We start from the raw sequence: 18,788 nt of genomic DNA, 5'->3' as shown, positions 1-18,788 counted from the left end.
ACCCATGGATTTCGACGCCGTACTGATCGCGCCGCGCCGTGCCGCCAGCATTGCCGCCAGGCATTGGCATGACCGCACCGTCAACGACTACCTGGCCGCCTGCGTGCGCGACCGGCCCGACGCCCCAGCGCTGACGGCGCTGAGCCTCGACAGCGGCAGCATGACACGCTTCACCTGGCGCGAACTGGCCCGGATGGCGGACCGGGTAGCGATGGGCCTCAGCCGCCTCGGCATCGGCGCGCAGGATGTGGTGTCATGCCAGCTCCCGAACGGCTGGCACCTGACTGTGCTGTATCTCGCCTGCTCGCGGCTGGGCGCGGTGCTCAACCCGCTGATGCCGATCTTCCGCGAGCGCGAGCTGTCGTTCATGCTGGCGCATGCGCAATGCAAGGTGGCGGTGGTGCCGCAGCTGTTCCGCGGCTTCGGCCATGCCCAGATGCTGCAGGGTTTGCGCGAGGCATTGCCGGCGCTGCGCCACATCGTTGTTGCCGGCGGTGATGGCGCGGACAGCTTTGAAGCACTGCTTAGCGGTCCCGCCTGGGAATATGAGCCCGATGCCGCCAACATCCTGCTGCGCAGCTGTCCCGGCCCGGACGACGTCACGCAGCTGATCTACACCTCCGGCACCACCGGCGAGCCCAAGGGCGTGATGCATAGCGCCAACACGCTGTTCTCCAACATCGTCGCCTACGCCGAACGGCTGCGCCTGACCAGCGACGATGTGGTGCTGATGGCGTCGCCGATGGCGCACCAGACCGGCTTCATGTATGGACTGCTGATGCCGGTGTTGCTGGGGGCGCATGCTGTGCTGCAAGACATCTGGGACCCGGCGCGCGCGGCCGCGCTGATCCGCGAGGAGGGCGTGACCTTCACCATGGGATCGACGCCGTTCCTGACCGATCTGGCGCGTGTGGTGGCGGAGTCCGGCACGCCGGTTCCCAGCCTGCGCATCTTCCTGTGCGCCGGTGCGCCGATTCCCGGCGCGCTGGTCGAGCGCGCCCGCGAGGCGCTCGGCGCGAAGATCGTATCGGCCTGGGGCATGACGGAGAACGGTGCGGTTACCACCACGCTGCCGGATGACAGCGACGCGCGCGCCTCGACCACCGACGGCTGTCCGCTGCCAGGCGTCGAAATACGCATCGTGGACGGCACCGACGCCGACGTGCCGCCCGGCGAAACCGGCCGCCTGCTGGTGCGCGCCTGTTCCAACTTCGGTGGCTACCTGAAGCGCCCGCAGCTCAACGGCACCGATGCCGACGGCTGGTTCGACACCGGCGACCTCGCACGGCTGGATGCCAGCGGCTACCTGCGCATCGCCGGGCGCAGCAAGGACGTGATCATCCGCGGCGGCGAGAACATCCCCGTGCTGGAGGTCGAGACCCTGCTGTACCGCCATCCCGCGGTCTCCCAGGTGGCCATCGTCGCCTATCCCGACGAGCGCCTGGGCGAGCGCGCCTGCGCCTTCGTGGTACCGCGCGCCGGCCAGCCGTTCGACCAGGCGGCGATGGTGGACTGGCTCAAGGCGCAGAAAATGGCGCTGCAGTACATCCCCGAGAAGCTCGTGGTGCGGGACGCCTTGCCGGCCACGCCCGCCGGGAAGATCCAGAAATTCCGGCTGCGCGAGATGCTGCGCGGTGACGCGTCCTGAAGCTGGTTCCGCGGTGGCCCCGGCCACCGCGGAACGGCGCGCAAGCGCTCAGCGGCATTGCTTGTGCGCCGCGCTGACTGCGTCGCCAAACAACTCGGCCACCAGGTCGATCTCGGTCTCGCCGATGACCAGCGGTGGCAGGAAGCGCACCGTGGCGCCGTGGCGGCCGCCCAGTTCGACGATCAGCCCGCGCTGCAGGCATTCGCGTTGCACCGTGCGCGCGAAGGTGCCGTCGGCCGGGTAGGCGCCCACCGCATCGGCCTCGGCACGTTCGTCGATCAGTTCCACCCCGATCATCAGGCCGCGCCCGCGCACTTCGCCGATCGCGGGGCACGCGGTATGCAACTGCCGCAGCCGCGTGGCGAGGCGCTGGCCCATGGTCTCGGCATGGGCGACGATGCCTTGCGCGACCAGGGTGCGGATGGTGGCGGAGCCCGCCGCCATCGCCAGCTGATTGCCGCGGAAGGTGCCGGCGTGCGCGCCCGGTTGCCACGCGTCGAGCGCGCTGTCGTAGATCACCACCGACATCGGCAAGCTGCCGCCGATCGCCTTGGACAGGACCAGCACGTCCGGCACGATGCCGGCATGCTCGAACGCGAACATGCGCCCGGTGCGGCCGAGCCCGGTCTGCACTTCGTCGAGCACCAGCGCGATGCCGTGCTCGCGCGTGATGCGGCGCAGTTCGCGCAGCCAGCGCGCGGGCGCGGGGATCACGCCGCCTTCGCCCTGTACCGCTTCCACCACCACCGCCGCCGGCGGCAGCACGCCGGACTCCGGGTCGGCCAGCATCTGCTCGATATAGCGCAGGCCCGCGTCGATGCCGGCGTCGCCGCGCAGGCCGAACGGGCAGCGGTAGTCATACGGGTAGGGCAGGAACTGCACGCTGCCGCCGAGCGCACCCAGCGTCGCCTTGGGGCCGAGGTTGCCCATCAGCGCCAGCGTGCCGTGCGTCATGCCGTGGTAGCCGCCGGCAAAGCTCAGCACCGTATGGCGTCCGGTGGCGGTCTTGGCCAGCTTGAGCGCTGCCTCGATGCCGTCGGCGCCGGTCGGGCCGCAGAACTGGATACGGGCGCGCGCGGCGAACTCGGGCGGCAGCAGGCCGAACAGGTCGTCGATAAAGCGGTCCTTGACCGGCGTGGCCAGGTCCAGCGTATGCAGCGGCAGGCCGCTGTCGAGCGTGTCGCGCAGCGCGCGCACTACTGCCGGGTGGTTGTGGCCGAGCGCCAGCGTGCCGGCGCCGGCCAGGCAGTCGATGAAGAGCTGGCCGCTGGTATCGCGCAAATACACGCCATAGCCCTGTTCCAGCGCCAGCGGGATGCGGCGCGGATAGGAGCGGGCGTTGGACTCGCGCGCGGACTGGCGCTGCAGGTAGGGGTTGTCGTCGAGCCGGATGGGCGCTTGCCGGACGAAGGCGCCAGCCGAGAACGGCGCGGGTTGGCCGTGGGCATGCGTGGCGAGCGAGGGAGGCGTCATGGTGTCGTTCCTAACGGGGGCGTTGAACAGGGACGTTGACTGCGGGGCCCGGCATCGAGACCGGGCAAGATGGGTTGGCCCGCGCGCGGGGGCAGCTCGCGCGGCGGATACTGCCGGTGCACGACGCGCGCGGCGGCCAGTGGCGTGGCCAGGCTCGCGACGTAGCGGGTGTCGTGATCGGGCTGGCCACATGCATCGTGGATATGCCAGACGCGCAGGTCGGCCCCGGCGCGCGCCAGCGGCGGCACGCAGGCAGCGCACGCCGGCAGCGCCACGCGCACCGATTGCGGCGCAGCCGACAGCCCTGTGCCGACGGCCTTGCTGCACGCTTCCTTGGCAGTCCACAGGCGCAGGAAGGCGAGCATGGCATCCTGCGGTTGGCGCTGCGCCAGCGCGCTCAGCCAGCGCATTTCGTCGGGGTTGCAGGCCACGGCCGCGCTGTCGTGCCAGGCTGTCCACGTCATGTCCGCACGCCAGGCTTCGATGTCGATCCCGACCGGCGCGCATGACAAGGCGATTGCGGCGCGTGCGTCGCTGTGGCTGACGTTGAACTGCAGGGCTGTGGTGCAATGGCCGCCAAGCGTGGGTTTGCCGAACGCGTTGGCGACCAGCGGCACGGCGTCGGGCGACACGCCCAGGTATAGGCCCAGCAGTGTCCGCAATGCCGAGCGGGCCGCGGTGAAGCGGACGCGGTCGCCGGGTTGCCGGAACGTGGCGGCGCGCGCGCGTTCGCTTGCCGACAGCGCCGACAGGTCTGCCGCAGCGTCGACTGCCACGTGCCAGACCTGGATCTCGCCGTGCGCTGGCGCGGCCATGTCAGGCGAGCGCATGGCCGTGGTCTCTGGTGGCGCGCATCGTGGAACCGAGCACGGCATCCGTGATGGTGTCCAGCACGTCCTGCGCCGCCTCGTGCAGGAAGAAATGCCCGCCCGCGAACAGCCGGTGGCTGCAGTCGTGCAGGGTCTCGTCGCGCCACGCGGCCAGCATTGCGGGCGGGGCGTGGACGTCGTCCCTGCCGCCGAGCACTGTGACCGGACAGCCCAGCCGCGGGCCGGGACGGTAGCGCCAGGCCTCGCACAACGCGATATCCGCGCGCAGCACGGGCAGGAAGAAGGCGAGCGCTTCCGGCGTTTCGCGGATCTCGGCCGGCATGCCGCCCATGGCGGCGATGACGTCGGCAAAGGCGCCGTCCGGCAGGCTGCTGAACGGCGGCCGTGCCGACGGCAGCGCGGGCGCGCCGCGCCCGGACACCACCAGCGCGGCAGGGGAGAGGCCATGCACGGTCTCGAGCACGCGCGCGGTCTCGAACCCCAGCAGCGCACCCATGCTGTGGCCGAACAGCGCAAAGCGCGGCGCTTCGGCTCGGGCCGCGCGCGCGATCGAGGCGGCCAGCGCGCTGGCCAGCGCATGGATCGATGCGCCATGCGGTTCGGCAGTGCGCGTGCCGCGTCCGGGCAGGCATACCGGCGCCAGCTCGATCGCGGCAGGCAGCGCGGCGCGCCAGCCGTGGTACGCGGTATGGCCGGCGCCGGCATAGGGCAGGCAGTACAGGCGCACGCGATCGCCGGCAGCCGGCCCGCTGCGGCCCGGCATCACGGCGTACCAGGGATCGCGCATCGGCTGCGCGGGGCTCATGCGCCGGCCAGCGCGCGCTGCAGGCTCAGCGGACGCATATCGGTCCAGACCGTCTCGATATGCGCCAGGCACTCGTCGCGGCTGCCCTGGAAGCCCACGCTGGCCCATCCTGCCGGTACGGGCTTGTAGTCGGGCCAGATCGAATACTGGCCTTCATCGTTGCGGACGACGTGGAAACGCGTGTCGGGATGATCCCAGCTCATGGCTGTGCTCCTTCAGGTGGTTTGAGTTGCCGTCGCAGTCGGCGCCGCGCCGGCAAGGAAAACGTTGAAGACAACAAAAACGTCGAAGGCTGTATCGTAAATGATAATGATTTGTATTTCCATTCGTAAATATTTCCGGTAGACTCGCCTTCCATCCAATGTGCAGACATTGTTCGCGTGGCCGCGCCCCTCCCGCCTATGGCCCCGCTGCAACGCCTTCCGGCGCCGTGCGGCAAGCGCGAACGAACCCAGCGAGGCAACAGGGATATGGATTTGGACACGACCGCTACCATCGCCGACCTCCATGCGGACCATCGCAGCGGCCCCGGCACGGCTGCCACCGCATCGACAGCAAAGGCGGGCGCGCCGCGCACCGCGCCGATGTTTGCGCACAGCGCGCTGCCACTGGTGGTCACGCCCGACGGCGACACCGACTGGCGCCGCCAGTTCGGCGCCATGGCCGCGATCGCCGCGGAACAGTTGCCGCGCGTTGGCGGCGTGCTGTTCCGAGGCTTCCGTTTTGACGATGACTCGGATTTCCGCGCCTTCGCCAGCGCCTTCGGCCATCCGCTGCTGAGCTATGAGTTCGGCTCGACGCCGCGCTCGCAGGTGAAGGAGGGCGTCTATACCTCCACCGAATACCCGGCGCACCAGGTCATCCCGCTGCATAACGAGCAGTCGTACATGCTGCAATGGCCGATGAAGATCTGGTTCCATTGCGTGCAGCCGAGCGAGACGGGCGGCGAGACGCCCATCGCCGACAGCCGGCTGGTCTACCAGCGCCTGGACCCGGTCATCCGCGAGCGCTTTGCCGCGCGCCGCCTGATGTACGTGCGCAACTACGGCAACGGCCTCGACCTGAGCTGGCAACGCGCCTTCAACACCGATGACCGCGCGCAGGTGGAGCGCTTCTGCCGCGCCCAGCGGATCGATTTCGAATGGAAGGCCGACGGCGAGCTGCGCACGCGCCAGCTATGCCAGGCCGTCGCGCGGCATCCGGTGACCGGCGAGATGGTGTGGTTCAACCAGGCCCACCTGTTCCATGTCTCGGGGCTCGCGCCCCACGTGCGCGAGGCCCTGCTCGCCGTGGTCGGCAGCGTCGACGAACTGCCGCGCAATGTCGTCTACGGCGACGGCGCGCCGCTGGAGGACGACGCCCTTGCCACCATCCGCGCCACCCTCGACGACTGCACCGTGCGCTTCCCCTGGCAGCAGGGCGATGTGCTGATGCTCGACAACATGCTGGCCGCCCACGGGCGCGGCACCTTCAGCGGCCCGCGCCGCGTGATCGTCGCCATGGCCGAGTCCGCGCCGCCCGGCCTGGGCTGATCCCGCCGCCGTCCCGATGCCCACTGGCCGCCCTGCGGGCCAGGGCCTTGTCATCTCCAACGTTTTCGCCATGTCGTCTTCCGTAGCTTCCCTGCCGGCAGAAACCGGCGCCCTGATGCGAACTCTGCGCGCCGATGGCGTGCGCCTGCACCTGCTGGACGGGCGCTGGCGCGTGGCCGATGACTGCGCCGCCAGCGCTGAGGCGCTGGACGCCGCGGCCGCGCTGCTCGCCACGCGCGCCGCCGAGGCCGATGCCTGGCTGGCCGCGCATCCCGGCTATTTCGACCGCTATCCCGCCGGCCCCGGGCAACTGGCGCTGCTGGCCTTCCATCGCCGCCATCCGCACAGCGCCGCGTACAACATGGTGTTCACGATCGAGCTGGCGCCGGGGCTGCGCTTCGACCTGCTGGAGCAGGCCGCGCGCCATGTGGTGGATTGCCACGAGGCGCTGCACAGCGCCTACCTGGACGAGGACGGCGAGATCGTGATGGCGCGGCCGGCCGGCTTTGAAGCCGAGGTTTCGCTGACGCGCGTCGACGGCCTTGCCGAGGCCGATCTGATGGCCTGGTTCGAGCGCGAAGCGGACGAGCCGTTCGACCCCGACGCGGGCCAGGTCTGCCGCTTCCGCTTCCTGGTCTCGCGCCAGGCCGACGGCACCGAGCGCATGTGGATGTGTGCCGGCATGCACCATATCGCCGGCGACTATCTCGGCTTCGAGACGGTTTGCGACCAGATCCTTGCGACCTACGAAGCGCTGCGTGCCAAGGACCCGGCCAGTCCGCCGATGGCGTCGCAGGTGGGCCGCTACCGCGACTGGCTGGTGCGCCAGCGCCAGTTGCTGGCGGGGCCGCGTGGTGCATCGCTGCGCGCCTTCTGGGACAGCGTACTCGAGGACGCGCCCGCGGCGCCGGCCCTGGCCGGCGAGCGCGCTGTCGAGCCCCGCCTGCGCGGCGCCGAGATTGAATTCCACCTGACGGCGCAACAGACGCAGGGCCTGCGCGACCTGGCCGCGCGGCTCGAGGTCAGCGTCTTCGTGGTGATGCTGGCGCTGTTCAAGACCGTGCTGCACCGGGCCAGCGGCGAGGACGACTTCCTCGTCGGCACGCCCACGGCCGGACGCTCCGGCGCGCAACATGCCGACCTGATCGGCTATACGCTCAACGCCGTGCCGCTGCGCGCGGATTTCTCCGCCAACCCGGTCTTTGCCACGGTGGTGCGCGACTGCGCCCGCCAGATGCGCGGCGCCTTGCGCCACCAGCAATATCCGCTGGCGCGCATGGGCGGCGCGGATCGCAGCCTGGGGCCCTTGTTCCGGCATATGACGACCTTCGTGCCAGTGGGTCCGCGCAAGGTGCTGGGCCGCTACCTGGTGCGCGAATACCTGGCCACGCAGCGCGGCGCGGCCAACGACATGAACCTGCGCTGGCAGGACGAAGGCGAACGCCTGCGCGGCCAGTGGCGCTACGACGCTGACCGCTTTGCCCCGGAGGCCGTGCTGCGGCTGATCGCGGCGCTGCGGGTTGCGGTGGACGTGGTGCTCGACAACGCCGAAGTGCGTGTCGGTGATCTGTCCTTGTTCGATGCGGCGGTGCTTTCGCATGCGCAGGCCAGTGGTGCCGCAACGCAGGTCCACGCCACCGCGCTGGCGGCCTTCGAGGCCGGCGTGCGCGCGCATCCGGAGCGCCTCGCGGTAGACGCTGCCGATGCGCAGTTGTCCTACGGTGCGCTCGACGCCGGCGCTGACGCGCTTGCCTCGCGATTGCAGCAAGGTGGCGTGCGCCCCGGCGACGTGGTCGGCCTGCTGCTGCCGCGAGGCGCCGGCATGGCCGTGGCCATGCTCGCCTCGTGGAAAGCGGGCGCCGCGTTCCTGTGCCTCGACGCAGCCATGCCCGCCGCGCGGCTGGCACAACTGGCGGCAGATGCGGACCTGAAAGCGGTAGTGGGCGAGGGGGGCCAGCCGCAGTGGCTGGCGGACGTGTTGCCCGATGCCGGCTGGCATGCCGCATCCCTGCAAGTCGATGCCGCAACCCTCCCGGCGACATGGCCCGCTGCCGTGCCCGCCCAGCCGGCCTACCTGATCTACACCTCCGGCTCGACCGGCACGCCCAAGGCAGTGGTGGTGACGCAAGGCAACCTTGCGCACTACGCCGCTGGCGTGCTGCACGCGCTGGCCCTGCCGGCGGGATCGTCGATGGCGTCGCTGTCCTCCGTGACAGCGGACCTGGGCCACACCGCCTGGTTCGGCGCGCTACTGGGCGGCCACACGCTGCGCGTGCTGGACGATGGGCTGGGCGAAGACCCCGAGGCCCTCGCCAGCGCGCTGGCGGCGCGGCCGGTCGATTGCCTGAAGATCGTGCCCTCGCACCTGCGCGCACTGCTGGCCGTCGCCGATCCGGCGCGGCTGGTGCCGCGGCAATGCCTGGTGTTCGGCGGCGAGGCGCTGGATGCGGCGCTGGTGGCGCGCGTGCAGGCGCTGCATCCGGCCTGCCGCGTGGTCAACCACTACGGGCCCACCGAAACCACGGTTGGCTGCCTGACGCACGCGGTGCCATCGGGCGGAGCGCAGGGTGCGATTCCGGTCGGCCGCCCGCTGCCCGGCGTCAGCGCCTACGTGCTGGATCGGCACCTGAATCCCGTGCCGCGCGGCGCGGCAGGCGAGCTCTACGTCGGCGGGGCCGGCGTCGCGAGCGGCTACCTGCGCCGCCCGGCGCTGAGCGCCGAACGCTTCGTGCCGGATCCCTTCCAGCCCGGCGGCCGCCTGTACCGCACCGGCGACCGCGTGCGCATGACTGATGACGGCGCCATCGTCTTCCTCGGCCGTGCCGATGCCCAGGTCAAGATCCGCGGCTTCCGCGTCGAACCCGGCGAAGTCGAAGCCTGGCTGCGCCAGGCGCCGCACGTGCGTGATGCGGTGGTACTGGCGCAGCCCTCGCCCGCAGGCGAAGGGCTGCGGCTGGTCGCCTATCTCGTGCCCGCCGACGGATTCGACTTGGCCGCGTTGCGCACCGCCATGGCTGCCGCACTGCCGGCGCCGATGCTGCCGGCGGCCTTCGTGCAGTGCGACGCCTTCGCGCGACTGCGCAACGGCAAGGTCGATCGCAAGGCCTTGCCGCCGGTGCCCGATGAGGTCGCCGCGCCCGTCCGCGCTACACCGCAGGATGACACCGAGGCTACGCTGGCGCGCCTGTGGGCGAGCGTGCTCGGGCGCGATGCCGTCAGCGCCGACGACAACTTCTTCGCCTTCGGCGGCGACTCCATCCTCGGGCTGCAGCTGGTCGCGCAAGCGCGCCAGGCCGGTCTGGCGCTGACCCCCAAGCTGCTGTTCGCCCATCCCACGCCCTCGGCATTGGCCGCCGCACTGCGCGCGGGCGCCGCACCGGCCGACGCAACCGCTGCCATCGAGCAGACGCTGCGCACCCTCTGGCGCGAGATCCTGCAGCGCGACGAGATCGACCGCGACGCCGACTTCTTTGCGCGCGGCGGCGATTCCATCCTGGCGCTGCAGATCGTGGCCAAGGCCCGCGCGCAGCAGCTGATGCTGGCGCCCAGGGACCTGTTCGCGCACCCGACGCTGGCGCGCCTGTCGGCGCATCTCGCCGCGCGCGCACAACCTGCCGCCGCTCCCGCTGCGACGCCGGCCGTGGCACAGCCATTTGCGCTGAGCGGTCGCGACGCGGCAGCACTGGAGCGCCTGCGCGCCGCGCAGGGCGGCATCGAGGATGCCTATCCGCTGTCGCCGCTGCAGGAAGGGCTGCTGTTCCACCACCTGCGCGACGGCGGCAACGGCGCCTATGTCAACCAACTGGTGCTGGAAATCGACGGGCCGCTCGACCCGGCGCGGATGGCCGCCGCGTGGCAGGCGCTGCTCGACGCCCACCCGATCCTGCGCACCACCTTTATCGCGCCGGGCGAAGCCGGTTGCGGCGACCGCGCGCTGCAATGCGTGCATGCCCGCGCCACGCTGCCCGTGGCCGTCGAGGACTGGCGCGGCGAAGACGGCCCGGCGCTGGCCGAGCGTCTGGCAGCCTGGTGCCGCGCCGACCGCGCGCGTGGTTTCGACCCGGCTGCGCTGCCGCTGATGCGGCTGGCACTGCTGCGCACCGGCGAGCAGGGATGGTGGCTGGTCTGGAGCCGGCACCACCTGATCGTCGACGGCTGGGGCTCGGTGCAACTGCTCGACGAGGCGCTGGCCCGCTACGCCGATCCGGCCCACGCGCCGGCGCCGCGCCGGCCGTATCGCGACTATATCGCCTGGCTCGCCGCGCAACCCGCGACGGCGCGGCAGGCCTTCTGGCGCGAGGCCTTCGCCGGCCTGCCCGGTCCCACCGTGCTGCCGGGCATCGCGCCGGCGGCCGCGAACCACAGCGCGGCGCCGCTGTGCCGCGACCTGGTGCTGCCGGCCGGACTCGATTCCAGCCTGCGCGCGCTGGCCGCCGCGCATCGCGTCACCCTCAACACTGTGATGCAGGCGGCGTGGGGCATCGTACTGGCGCGCCATTGCGGCAGCGACGATATCGTCTTCGGCGTGACCTCGGCCGGCCGGCCCCCGGGCCTCGACGGCGCCGAGCGCATGCTGGGCGTGTTTATCAACACACTGCCGCTGCGTCTGCGTCCGCGCGGCCCGCTGGCGGTGACGGACTATCTGCAGGCTACCCAGCAAGCCGGCGTCGCCATGCGCGAGTTCGAACATGCCGCGCTGGCCGAGATCCAGGCGCAGGCCGGTACCGGTGGCGCGCTGTTCGACACGCTGATGGTGTTCCAGAACCTGCCCGACCTGAACGACCGGGCGCGCGAGGTGGCGTGCCTGCGCCTGCGCCAGCACGACAACATCGAGCAGACCCACTACGGCCTGACGCTGGAAGTGATGCCCGATCGTTGCTTCACCGTCCGCTTCACCTGCGATGCCGGCCGAGTTGAGGCGGGACGCCTCGCGCAATGGATGGACGCGTACGCGGCCGCGCTGGCATCGCTGGCCGAGGGCGCGGCGCATGTCGGTGCCGTCGATCTGCTTGACCCCGCCACGCGCACGCGGCTGCAGGCTTGGGGCGCCAGCGATGACACCAGCGTCTCGCAGGCAGCCCTGCACGACGACTACGTACAGCGCGTGGCGTGCCGCGTCGCCGCGCATCCGGAGCGCGTGCTGGCGCGCTGCGGCGATGCCGCACTGACCTATGGCGACTGGTGGCAACGTGCCGGCCGGCTCGCCGGGGGCCTGCGTTCCGCGGGCGTGGCGCAGGATGACGTCGTCGCAGTGCTGCTGCCGCGCGGGCTCGACTGGCTGGTCGCGCTGGCCGGAATACTGCGCGCAGGCGCGGCCTGGGTGCCGCTTGACGTCAGCCATCCCCCGGCACGCTGGCAGCAGGTGCTGGCACAGGCGCGCCCCGCGCAGGTGCTGACCGATGCTGCAGGCGCCGCCGCGCTCGCCGAGGCAGGGATCGCAGGCGCCCGGACGCTGGCAGCCGTAGAGGCCACCGCCGCGGGAACGACGGCACTGCCCACATCCTCGCACCCCGCCCAGCTCGCCTACGTGCTGTTCACCTCCGGCTCGACCGGCGTACCCAAGGGCGCGATGGTCACGCGTGCCGGCATGCTCAACAACATGCTGGCCAAGGTGGTGCCGCTCGGGCTGGGCGAGGGCGACGTGATCGCCCAGACCGCGCCGCCGTGCTTCGACATCTCGGTATGGCAGGCGCTCGCCGCGCCGCTGTTCGGCGCCCGCGTGGAGGTCGTCGCCGACGACGTGGTGCGCGATCCGTCCGCGCTGACGGCGCTGCTCGCGCAGCGCGGCGTCACGCTGTTCGAACCGGTGCCGTCGCTGCTGCAAGCTGTGCTGGACTGCCAGGCCGCGGAGGGCCGCGACGCGCCGCTGCCGGCGCTGCGCTGGGTGCTGCCCACCGGCGAGGCGCTGCCGCCCGCGACCGCGCGCGCGTGGTTCGGGCGCTATCCGGCGGTGCCGCTGATGAATGCCTACGGGCCCGCGGAATGCTCGGACGACGTGGCCTTCCACCCCTTGTCTGCCGATAGCCTGGGGCAGGGCAGCGACACCGTGCCGATCGGCCGTCCCACCGCCAATGCCGTGCTGCAGGTGCTCGATGCCGACGGCAACCTGGCCGCACCCGGCGTGATCGGCGAGGTCGCGGTGGCCGGCGCTGGCGTGGGCCGGGGCTACCTGGCCGACCCGCGCCGCACCGCGGCCGCCTTCGTGCCCGATCCGACCGGCGCCCCGGGCAGCCGCCGCTACCTGACCGGCGACCTCGGCCGCTGGCAGGCCGGCGGCGTGCTGGAATACGTGGGCCGCAAGGACTTCCAGGTCAAGCTGCGCGGCTACCGCATCGAGCTGGGCGAGATCGAGGCCGTGCTGGCCGCGCATCCCGCCGTGCGCCAGGCGCTGGTGACGGTGTACCAGGCCGCCGGCAGCGAATGGCTGACGGCCTACTGGCAGCCAGGAGCCGGCCAGGCCGTGCTGGAAGCCGAGCTCGCCGCCAGCGTCGCGGCGCGGCTGCCGGCCTACATGGTGCCGGCCGCGTGGGTGCGCATGCCGGCCTGGCCGCTCAACGCCAACGGCAAGATCGACCGCAAGGCGCTGCCCGCGCCGCAGGTGGCAGCCGCCGGCGAGGAGGGCGATCCCCCGGCCAACCCGGTCGAGCAAGCCGTGGCGGAAATCTGGGAGGCACTGCTGCCCGGCGTGCGCGTTGGCCGCGACAGCCATTTCTTCCGCCTCGGCGGCCATTCGCTGATCGCCACCCGCGTGGTCGCGCGCTTGCGTGCCGCCGGCCACGCACAGGCCGCGCTGCGCGATGTGTTCGAAGCCCCGGTGCTGCGCGACTTTGCCGCGCGCCTGGCCACGGCGGCGCCCGCGGCGGCGATCCCGGCGCTGGTGCCCGTGCCTCGCGTTGCACGCATGCCGGTATCACTGGCGCAGCAACGGCTGTGGCTGGTCGAGCGCCTGCAGGGCAATGCCGGTGCCGCCTACAACATGGCCGGCGCGCTGCGCCTGCGCGGGCCGCTGGATGTCGCTGCGCTGCGCCAGGCCCTGGCCGCCGTGGCCGCTCGCCACGAGGTCCTGCGCACCGCCTATCCCGACGACGACGGCGAACCGTTCGCCAGCATCGGTGCTGCCGCAGGCATCGACCTGCCGGTGGCCGACCTCCAGGCACTCGCGCCCGAGACCCGCGACGCGGCGCTGCGCGAAGCCATGCGTGAACACGCGTCACGGCCCTTCGCGCTCGACCAGGCGCCGCTGTGGCGCGCCACGCTGCTGCGCTGCGCCCCGCAGGAACACGTGCTGCTGGTCGCGATGCACCACCTGGTGTCCGACGGCTGGTCGGTCGGGCTGCTGGTCGACGAGATCACCCATGGCTACCGCCGCGCACTGGCGCCGGACCAGGTCACACCGCTGCCGCCGCTGGCCCTGCAATACGCCGACTACGCCGCCTGGCAACGCGACTGGCTGCGCGGCGCCGCGCTCGACCGGCTGACCGCCTACTGGCGCGGCGCGCTCGCCGGCGCGCCGGCGGCGCTGGCCTTGCCGGCCGACCGCGCCCGCCCGCCGGTGGCGCGCATGGAAGGCGATGCCGTGCCGCTGCATATCGATGCCGCGCGCATGGCACAAGTGCATGCGCTGGCCCGCGCCGAGCAGGTCACGCCCTTCGTCGTGCTGTTGGCCAGCTTCCAGTGCTGGCTGCACCGTGTCACCGGCATGGACGACCTGGTGCTCGGCACCGATGTTGCCGGCCGCCACGAGGCGGCGCTGGAGCCCCTGATCGGCTTCTTCGTCAACGTGCTGCCGCTGCGCTCCCGGCGCGTCGCCGGCGCCAGCTTCCGCGACACGCTGGCCGCCTGCCGGCGCGGCGTGCTGGCCGCGTTCGAGCATGACGGCCTGCCGTTCGACCGCATCGTCGAAGCCGCCGGCGTACCGCGCGACCGCAGCCGCAACCCGCTGGTGCAGGCGCTGTTCGTGCTGCAGAACACGCCGGCCGGGCAGCTCGCCATGCCCGGCGTGCAGGCCGACATGCTGCCGCCAGTGGAGCGCAATTCCAAGTTCGACATGGCGCTGTTCCTCGAGCCCGAGGGCGGGCAGGGAGCCGCAGCGCTGCGCGGCGACTGGGTGTTCGCCACAGCGTTGTTCGAGCGGACCACGGTGGCGCGCTTTGCCAGCGAGTGGCTGGCCACGCTGGACGCGCTGCTGCACGCGCCGGACCAGCCCGTCGACCACGTCACCGAACTTGTCCCGGGCGCCGCGCGCCCGACCCAACCGAAACCCGAGGAGTCCCGAAACATGGAAACCAGCCAACGCATGGCGGCCAAGCTCGACCAGCTCAAATCGCTGGCGCGGCCGCGCCCGGCCACCCTCGCTCCCGCCACTCCGGTTCCGTCCGCCGCCGACCCGGCCAGCCAGGTGCGGCTGCGCCCGCTGCGGGCCGGTGAGGTCTTTCCCATCGTGATCGAGCCGGCGGCGCCCGGCCTGGATCCCGTCGCCTGGGCCGCCCGGGCGCGCGGGCTGATCGCCGACACCCTGCATAAACACGCGGGCATCGTCTTCCGCGGCTTCGACCTCCCCACGCCGCAGGCCTTCGAGGCCTTTGCCGAAGCGATGCATCCCGGCCTGTACGGCAGCTACGGCGACCTGCCCAAGAAGGAGGGCGGCCGCAACACCTACCGCTCCACGCCGTACCCCGAACGCCAGATGATCCTGTACCACAACGAAAGTGCGCACCTGGAGCGCTGGCCGCGCAAGCAGTGGTTCTATTGTGAGCTGCCTTCCGCCATCGGCGGCGCCACCCCCATCGTCGACTGCCGCGAACTGCTGCGCCGCCTGCCGCCCGCGCTGGCCGCCGAGTTCGCCAGCCGGCAGCTCATGTATGTGCGCACCTTCACGCCACGGCTGGACGTGGACTGGCGCGACTTCTACAAGACCGAGGACCGCGCTGAAGTGGAAGCGCGCTGCCGCGCCGCCGGCATCGACTGCCGCTGGCTGGACGGCGACATCTTGCAGACCCGCACGGTGTGCCCGGCCATCGTCAGCCACCCGGTCACCGGCGAGCGCAGCTTCTTCAACCAGGTGCAGCTGCACCACGTGTCGTGCCTGGAGGAAGACGTGCGTGAAGACCTGCTCGAGATGGTGGGGCTGGAACGCATGCCGCGCCATGTGATGTTCGGCGACGGCACGCCGATTCCCGACGAGGCGATGAAGCTGATAGGCGAACTGTACGAGGCCTGCGCCGTGCGCTTCGACTGGCAGCGCGGCGACGTGGTGATGCTCGACAACATGCTGGCCGCGCACGCCCGCGACCCCTATGAAGGCCCGCGCAAGATCGTCGTCGCGATGGGCGATATGTTTGACCGCACCCAGCCCGACGGCAATGCCGCCGCGGTGCCGCAGGAGAACGCCGATGCCTGAGCTGCAGTCCGCCTGGACCCCGACACCCGAACAACAGGCCGCATGGCAGCAATGGCGCGACACGCCGGGGCCGCGCGCGCATGTGGCGCGGATCGCTCTGCACGGGCAGTCCGACCCTGCCGCGGTGGATGCCGCGCTGGGGGCGCTGCGTGTGCGGCACGAATCGCTGCGTACCGCATATATCGACAATGGCAACGAGCTGGTGGCCTGCGTGCCGCAGGCGGGCACCAACGGTGCCGCCACGGCCATCGCCGCGCCCGGCGATGCGCCGTCGCTGCCTGCGCTCGACCCGGCCACCGGCGACGTACTGCGCGCCTGCATCAGCCCTCTGCCCGCGGGCGGCGCCACCCTGTGGCTGCTGGTTAGTCCGCTGGCGGCTGATCGCGGCACCGTGCTGAAGCTTGCCGAAAACATGCGCGATGCATTGGATGCGCCGGCACGGATCGATGGCGATGAGGAATTGCCGCTGCAATACGCGCAATACGCCGACTGGCAGCAAGGCGCGCGCCTGGGCGAAGACGGCACCGGCAGCGCCGGCCGCGCGTACTGGCAGGCGCAGGCCGCCGGCCTGCCGGCCCCGCTGCGCATCCCCGATGCGCTGGCAGGAAGCGCCGCCGCGCAAGGTAGCGACACCTGGCGCCACACGCTGCATGGCGCGCACCGGCAGGCGCTGGCCGCATCGGCACGACAGTTCGGCACCACGCCCGAGCGCGTGGTGCAGGCGGCCTGGTGGACCGTGCTGGCGCGCCTGTGCGCGCAGCCGGTGTTCAGCGGTGCCTGGCTGCATGATTGCCGCCGCGACTACGACGTGATGGCCGATGCCGCCGGCGTATTCGTCAAGGCGCTGCCGGTCAGCGTGGCTTGGGACGCGCAGCGCAGCGTGGCCGAGCACTGGCGCGCCTGGCTGCCCGCGCTCGACAGCCACGCCGCGTGGCAGGAAGCCTGGCAGCCCGGGGAGGCCGCGCCCCGTATCGGGTTTGCGGTAGCACCGCTGCCGCCCGCCGGCGTGGCGATGGCCAGCCCGGCATGGGCCGGCTTCGACCTGGTGTGCGAGGCACTCGATGACGGGCAGGGCATGGCGGCGCTCGCGCTGCATGCGCGCGCAGGCGTCCTGCATCCGCGCGTCGCGCAGTGGGTGCTGGCGCATCTGGCGGCACTGATCGGCACTTTGCCTGCGGCGCTCGACACGCCGCTGGAATCGCTGTCATGGCCTGCCGACGATACCTTGCGCGTGCCGCAGTGCTGGACGGGCGAAACGCCCGTGGATGCGGGGCAGACCCTGCTCGCACGCATCGCGCAGCATGCCCGGCAGACACCGGATGCACCCGCGCTCGATGCCGCGGACCTGGTGCTCGACTACGCCGGCCTGCAGCGCACCGTGCAAGGCGCCGCGCAACGGCTGCGCGCGCTTGGCGTCGGCCCTGGCACGCGCGTGGCGCTGGCGCTGCCGCGCAGCGGCGCGCTGGTGGCGAGCCTGCTGGCGGTATGGGCCGCGGGCGGGGCCTATGTGCCGCTCGACCCGGCGTGGCCGCAGGCGCGCCGCCGCAGCGTGCTGGCGCAGTCGGCGCCGGTGCTGACCATCGCGCAGCAGGCTGCCCACGATAACGCCACGGTGATCCGTGCCGATGCGCTGCTGGCCAAGGCCGCACAGGTTGATGGCGAATTTGCCAGCGCACAGGAAGACGCCGCCTACGTGCTCTTCACCTCCGGCTCCACCGGCGAGCCCAAGGGCGTGGTGGTCGGCCACCGGCAGATCAGCCATTACACCGCGGCGGTGTGCGAGGCGCTGTCGCTGGCGTCGTGCCGGCGGCTCGGCCTGACGTCGTCGGTCGCGGCCGACCTTGGCAACACCACGCTGTTCGCAGCACTGTGGCAGGGCGCGTGCCTGGCGGTGGCCAGCGATGACGACATGGCGCATCCCGCCGCCTTCGCTCGTTACCTGCGTGGACGCGAGGTCGACGCCGTCAAGATCGTGCCGTCGCATCTGGCGGCGCTGCTGGAAACGGATGCACCGGCCGTGCCCGCCACCGTGATCCTGGGCGGCGAGCCCTTGCCCGCCAGCCTGGTGCAGGGGCTGCGCCGCCACGCGCCGGACTGCCGGATCTTTAACCACTACGGCCCGACCGAAACCACCATCGGCGTCATGGTCCACGCGGTCGGCGCGGAGGATCCGGCGTGGCCCGCCGGCACGGCGCCGCTCAGCCGGGCCCTGGGCGCGACGCGCGTGCGGCTGCTGGACGATGCCTTGCGCCCGGTCCCGGCCGGCGTGGCCGGGCAGCTCTACGTCGGCGGTCCGCAACTGGCGCATGGCTACCTCGGCCGGCCGGACCTGGACGCCGCAGCGTTTGTCGACGACCCGTTCGCGGCAGGGCAGCGCTTCTACCGCACCGGCGACCTGGCGCGCGCCACCCCCGCCGGCCTGCAACTGCTGGGCCGCGCTGACCAGCAGGTCAAGATCCGCGGCATCCGCGTCGAGCCGGCGGAAGTCGAGGCCGCGTTGCTGGCCCAACCGGCGGTGGCGCAGGCTGCGGTCTGTGCCGCGCCCGGCCCCGGCGCCGCAGCCGTGCTGTGCGCGTTCATCGTGCCGGCATCGGCCGGCTCCGCCGACACGGATGCGCTGCGGCGCGCGCTTGCCGCCATGCTGCCCGACGCCATGGTCCCGTCGCGCTTGATCGCGCTGCCTGCGCTGCCGCGGCTGCCGAACGGCAAGACCGACCGCACGGCGCTGCGCACGCTGGCCGCATCGCCGGACGACATTGCCGCAGCGGCGCCGCAAGCTGCCACGGCATCCGCGGATGCCGTGGAGACCCTGGTCTGCGCGCTGATGGCCGAACTGCTGGAGCAGGAGCGGGTCGACCCGCACGCCGACTTCTTCGCGCTCGGCGGCCATTCGCTGCTGGTGATCAAGCTGGTGGCGCGGCTGCGCCGGCGCCTGCAGGTGGAGATCGCGCCGGGCGTGGTGTTCGACCACCCGACCGCCCACGCGCTGGCCGCGGCCGTGCGTGAACACGGCGAGACGGCGGGCGAACTCGACGCGCGCGCGCTCACCGCGCTGAGTGAGGCGCCCCAGGCTGCCGTGGCCGCCTGAGCGCTCCCCGAT

The 18,788-nt window shown here is 72.0% G+C and carries 8 protein-coding genes; 4 read left to right on the top strand and 4 right to left on the bottom strand.

Going from position 1 to position 18,788, the window contains the following annotated elements; genetic code table 11:
- Positions 1–4 precede the first annotated feature (4 nt).
- On the top strand, positions 5–1,648 hold the full coding sequence (gene aliA / locus C265_RS01050) for a cyclohexanecarboxylate-CoA ligase (RefSeq protein ID WP_010810196.1): 1,644 nt from the start codon (positions 5–7) through the stop codon (positions 1,646–1,648).
- Positions 1,649–1,696: 48 nt separating this feature from the next.
- Here aliA and C265_RS01045 read toward each other — a convergent pair whose 3' ends face one another.
- Genes C265_RS01045 through C265_RS01030 form a run of 4 tightly spaced genes read right to left on the bottom strand, consistent with a single transcriptional unit; the run spans position 1,697 to position 4,959 of the window.
- Positions 1,697–3,121 carry a diaminobutyrate--2-oxoglutarate transaminase gene (locus tag C265_RS01045; protein ID WP_010810195.1) on the bottom strand — a complete coding sequence of 475 codons (1,425 nt, stop codon included), beginning with the start codon at positions 3,119–3,121 and terminating at the stop codon, positions 1,697–1,699.
- A complete protein-coding gene (locus C265_RS30945; protein WP_010810194.1) occupies positions 3,118–3,951 on the bottom strand; it encodes a 4'-phosphopantetheinyl transferase superfamily protein in 834 nt (277 codons plus the stop codon). Before C265_RS30945 ends, C265_RS01045 begins: the two co-directional genes overlap by 4 nt.
- Positions 3,938–4,756 (bottom strand): thioesterase II family protein, encoded by an 819-nt coding sequence (locus tag C265_RS01035; protein ID WP_052181578.1) that lies wholly within the window; start codon positions 4,754–4,756, stop codon positions 3,938–3,940. Before C265_RS01035 ends, C265_RS30945 begins: the two co-directional genes overlap by 14 nt.
- Positions 4,753–4,959 carry an MbtH family NRPS accessory protein gene (locus C265_RS01030; RefSeq protein WP_010810192.1) on the bottom strand — a complete coding sequence of 69 codons (207 nt, stop codon included), beginning with the start codon at positions 4,957–4,959 and terminating at the stop codon, positions 4,753–4,755. The genes C265_RS01035 and C265_RS01030 overlap by 4 nt, the downstream gene beginning before the upstream one ends.
- Before the next feature lie 381 nt (positions 4,960–5,340).
- Between C265_RS01030 and C265_RS01025 the strand changes: the two genes are divergently transcribed.
- The 3 genes from C265_RS01025 to C265_RS01015 all read left to right on the top strand — a co-directional run bounded on the left by C265_RS01025 (position 5,341) and on the right by C265_RS01015 (position 18,776).
- On the top strand, positions 5,341–6,288 hold the full coding sequence (locus C265_RS01025; protein ID WP_052181586.1) for a TauD/TfdA family dioxygenase: 948 nt from the start codon (positions 5,341–5,343) through the stop codon (positions 6,286–6,288).
- 115 nt (positions 6,289–6,403) lie between these two features.
- Entirely contained in the window at positions 6,404–15,688 is a 9,285-nt protein-coding gene (locus C265_RS01020; RefSeq protein WP_010810190.1) for a non-ribosomal peptide synthetase, read from the top strand.
- Positions 15,681–18,776 carry a non-ribosomal peptide synthetase gene (locus C265_RS01015; RefSeq protein ID WP_010810189.1) on the top strand — a complete coding sequence of 1,032 codons (3,096 nt, stop codon included), beginning with the start codon at positions 15,681–15,683 and terminating at the stop codon, positions 18,774–18,776. The genes C265_RS01020 and C265_RS01015 overlap by 8 nt, the downstream gene beginning before the upstream one ends.
- Positions 18,777–18,788: the final 12 nt, after the last annotated feature.

The organism is Cupriavidus sp. GA3-3 (genome assembly GCF_000389805.1).
In the GTDB taxonomy this organism is placed as follows: domain Bacteria; phylum Pseudomonadota; class Gammaproteobacteria; order Burkholderiales; family Burkholderiaceae; genus Cupriavidus; species Cupriavidus necator_D.
The sequence above is the reverse complement of the archived record's forward strand: the minus strand, read 5'-3'. Positions and strand labels throughout refer to the sequence as shown.

Excerpts from the sequence above, each read along its gene's own strand:
- aliA (WP_010810196.1), top strand. The coding sequence starts at position 5 with ATGGATTTCGACGCCGTACTGATCGCGCCGCGCCGTGCCGCCAGCATT.
- C265_RS01045 (WP_010810195.1), bottom strand. The coding sequence starts at position 3,121 with ATGACGCCTCCCTCGCTCGCCACGCATGCCCACGGCCAACCCGCGCCG.
- C265_RS30945 (WP_010810194.1), bottom strand. The coding sequence starts at position 3,951 with ATGCGCTCGCCTGACATGGCCGCGCCAGCGCACGGCGAGATCCAGGTC.
- C265_RS01035 (WP_052181578.1), bottom strand. The coding sequence starts at position 4,756 with ATGAGCCCCGCGCAGCCGATGCGCGATCCCTGGTACGCCGTGATGCCG.
- C265_RS01030 (WP_010810192.1), bottom strand. The coding sequence starts at position 4,959 with ATGAGCTGGGATCATCCCGACACGCGTTTCCACGTCGTCCGCAACGAT.
- C265_RS01025 (WP_052181586.1), top strand. The coding sequence starts at position 5,341 with ATGTTTGCGCACAGCGCGCTGCCACTGGTGGTCACGCCCGACGGCGAC.
- C265_RS01020 (WP_010810190.1), top strand. The coding sequence starts at position 6,404 with ATGCGAACTCTGCGCGCCGATGGCGTGCGCCTGCACCTGCTGGACGGG.
- C265_RS01015 (WP_010810189.1), top strand. The coding sequence starts at position 15,681 with ATGCCTGAGCTGCAGTCCGCCTGGACCCCGACACCCGAACAACAGGCC.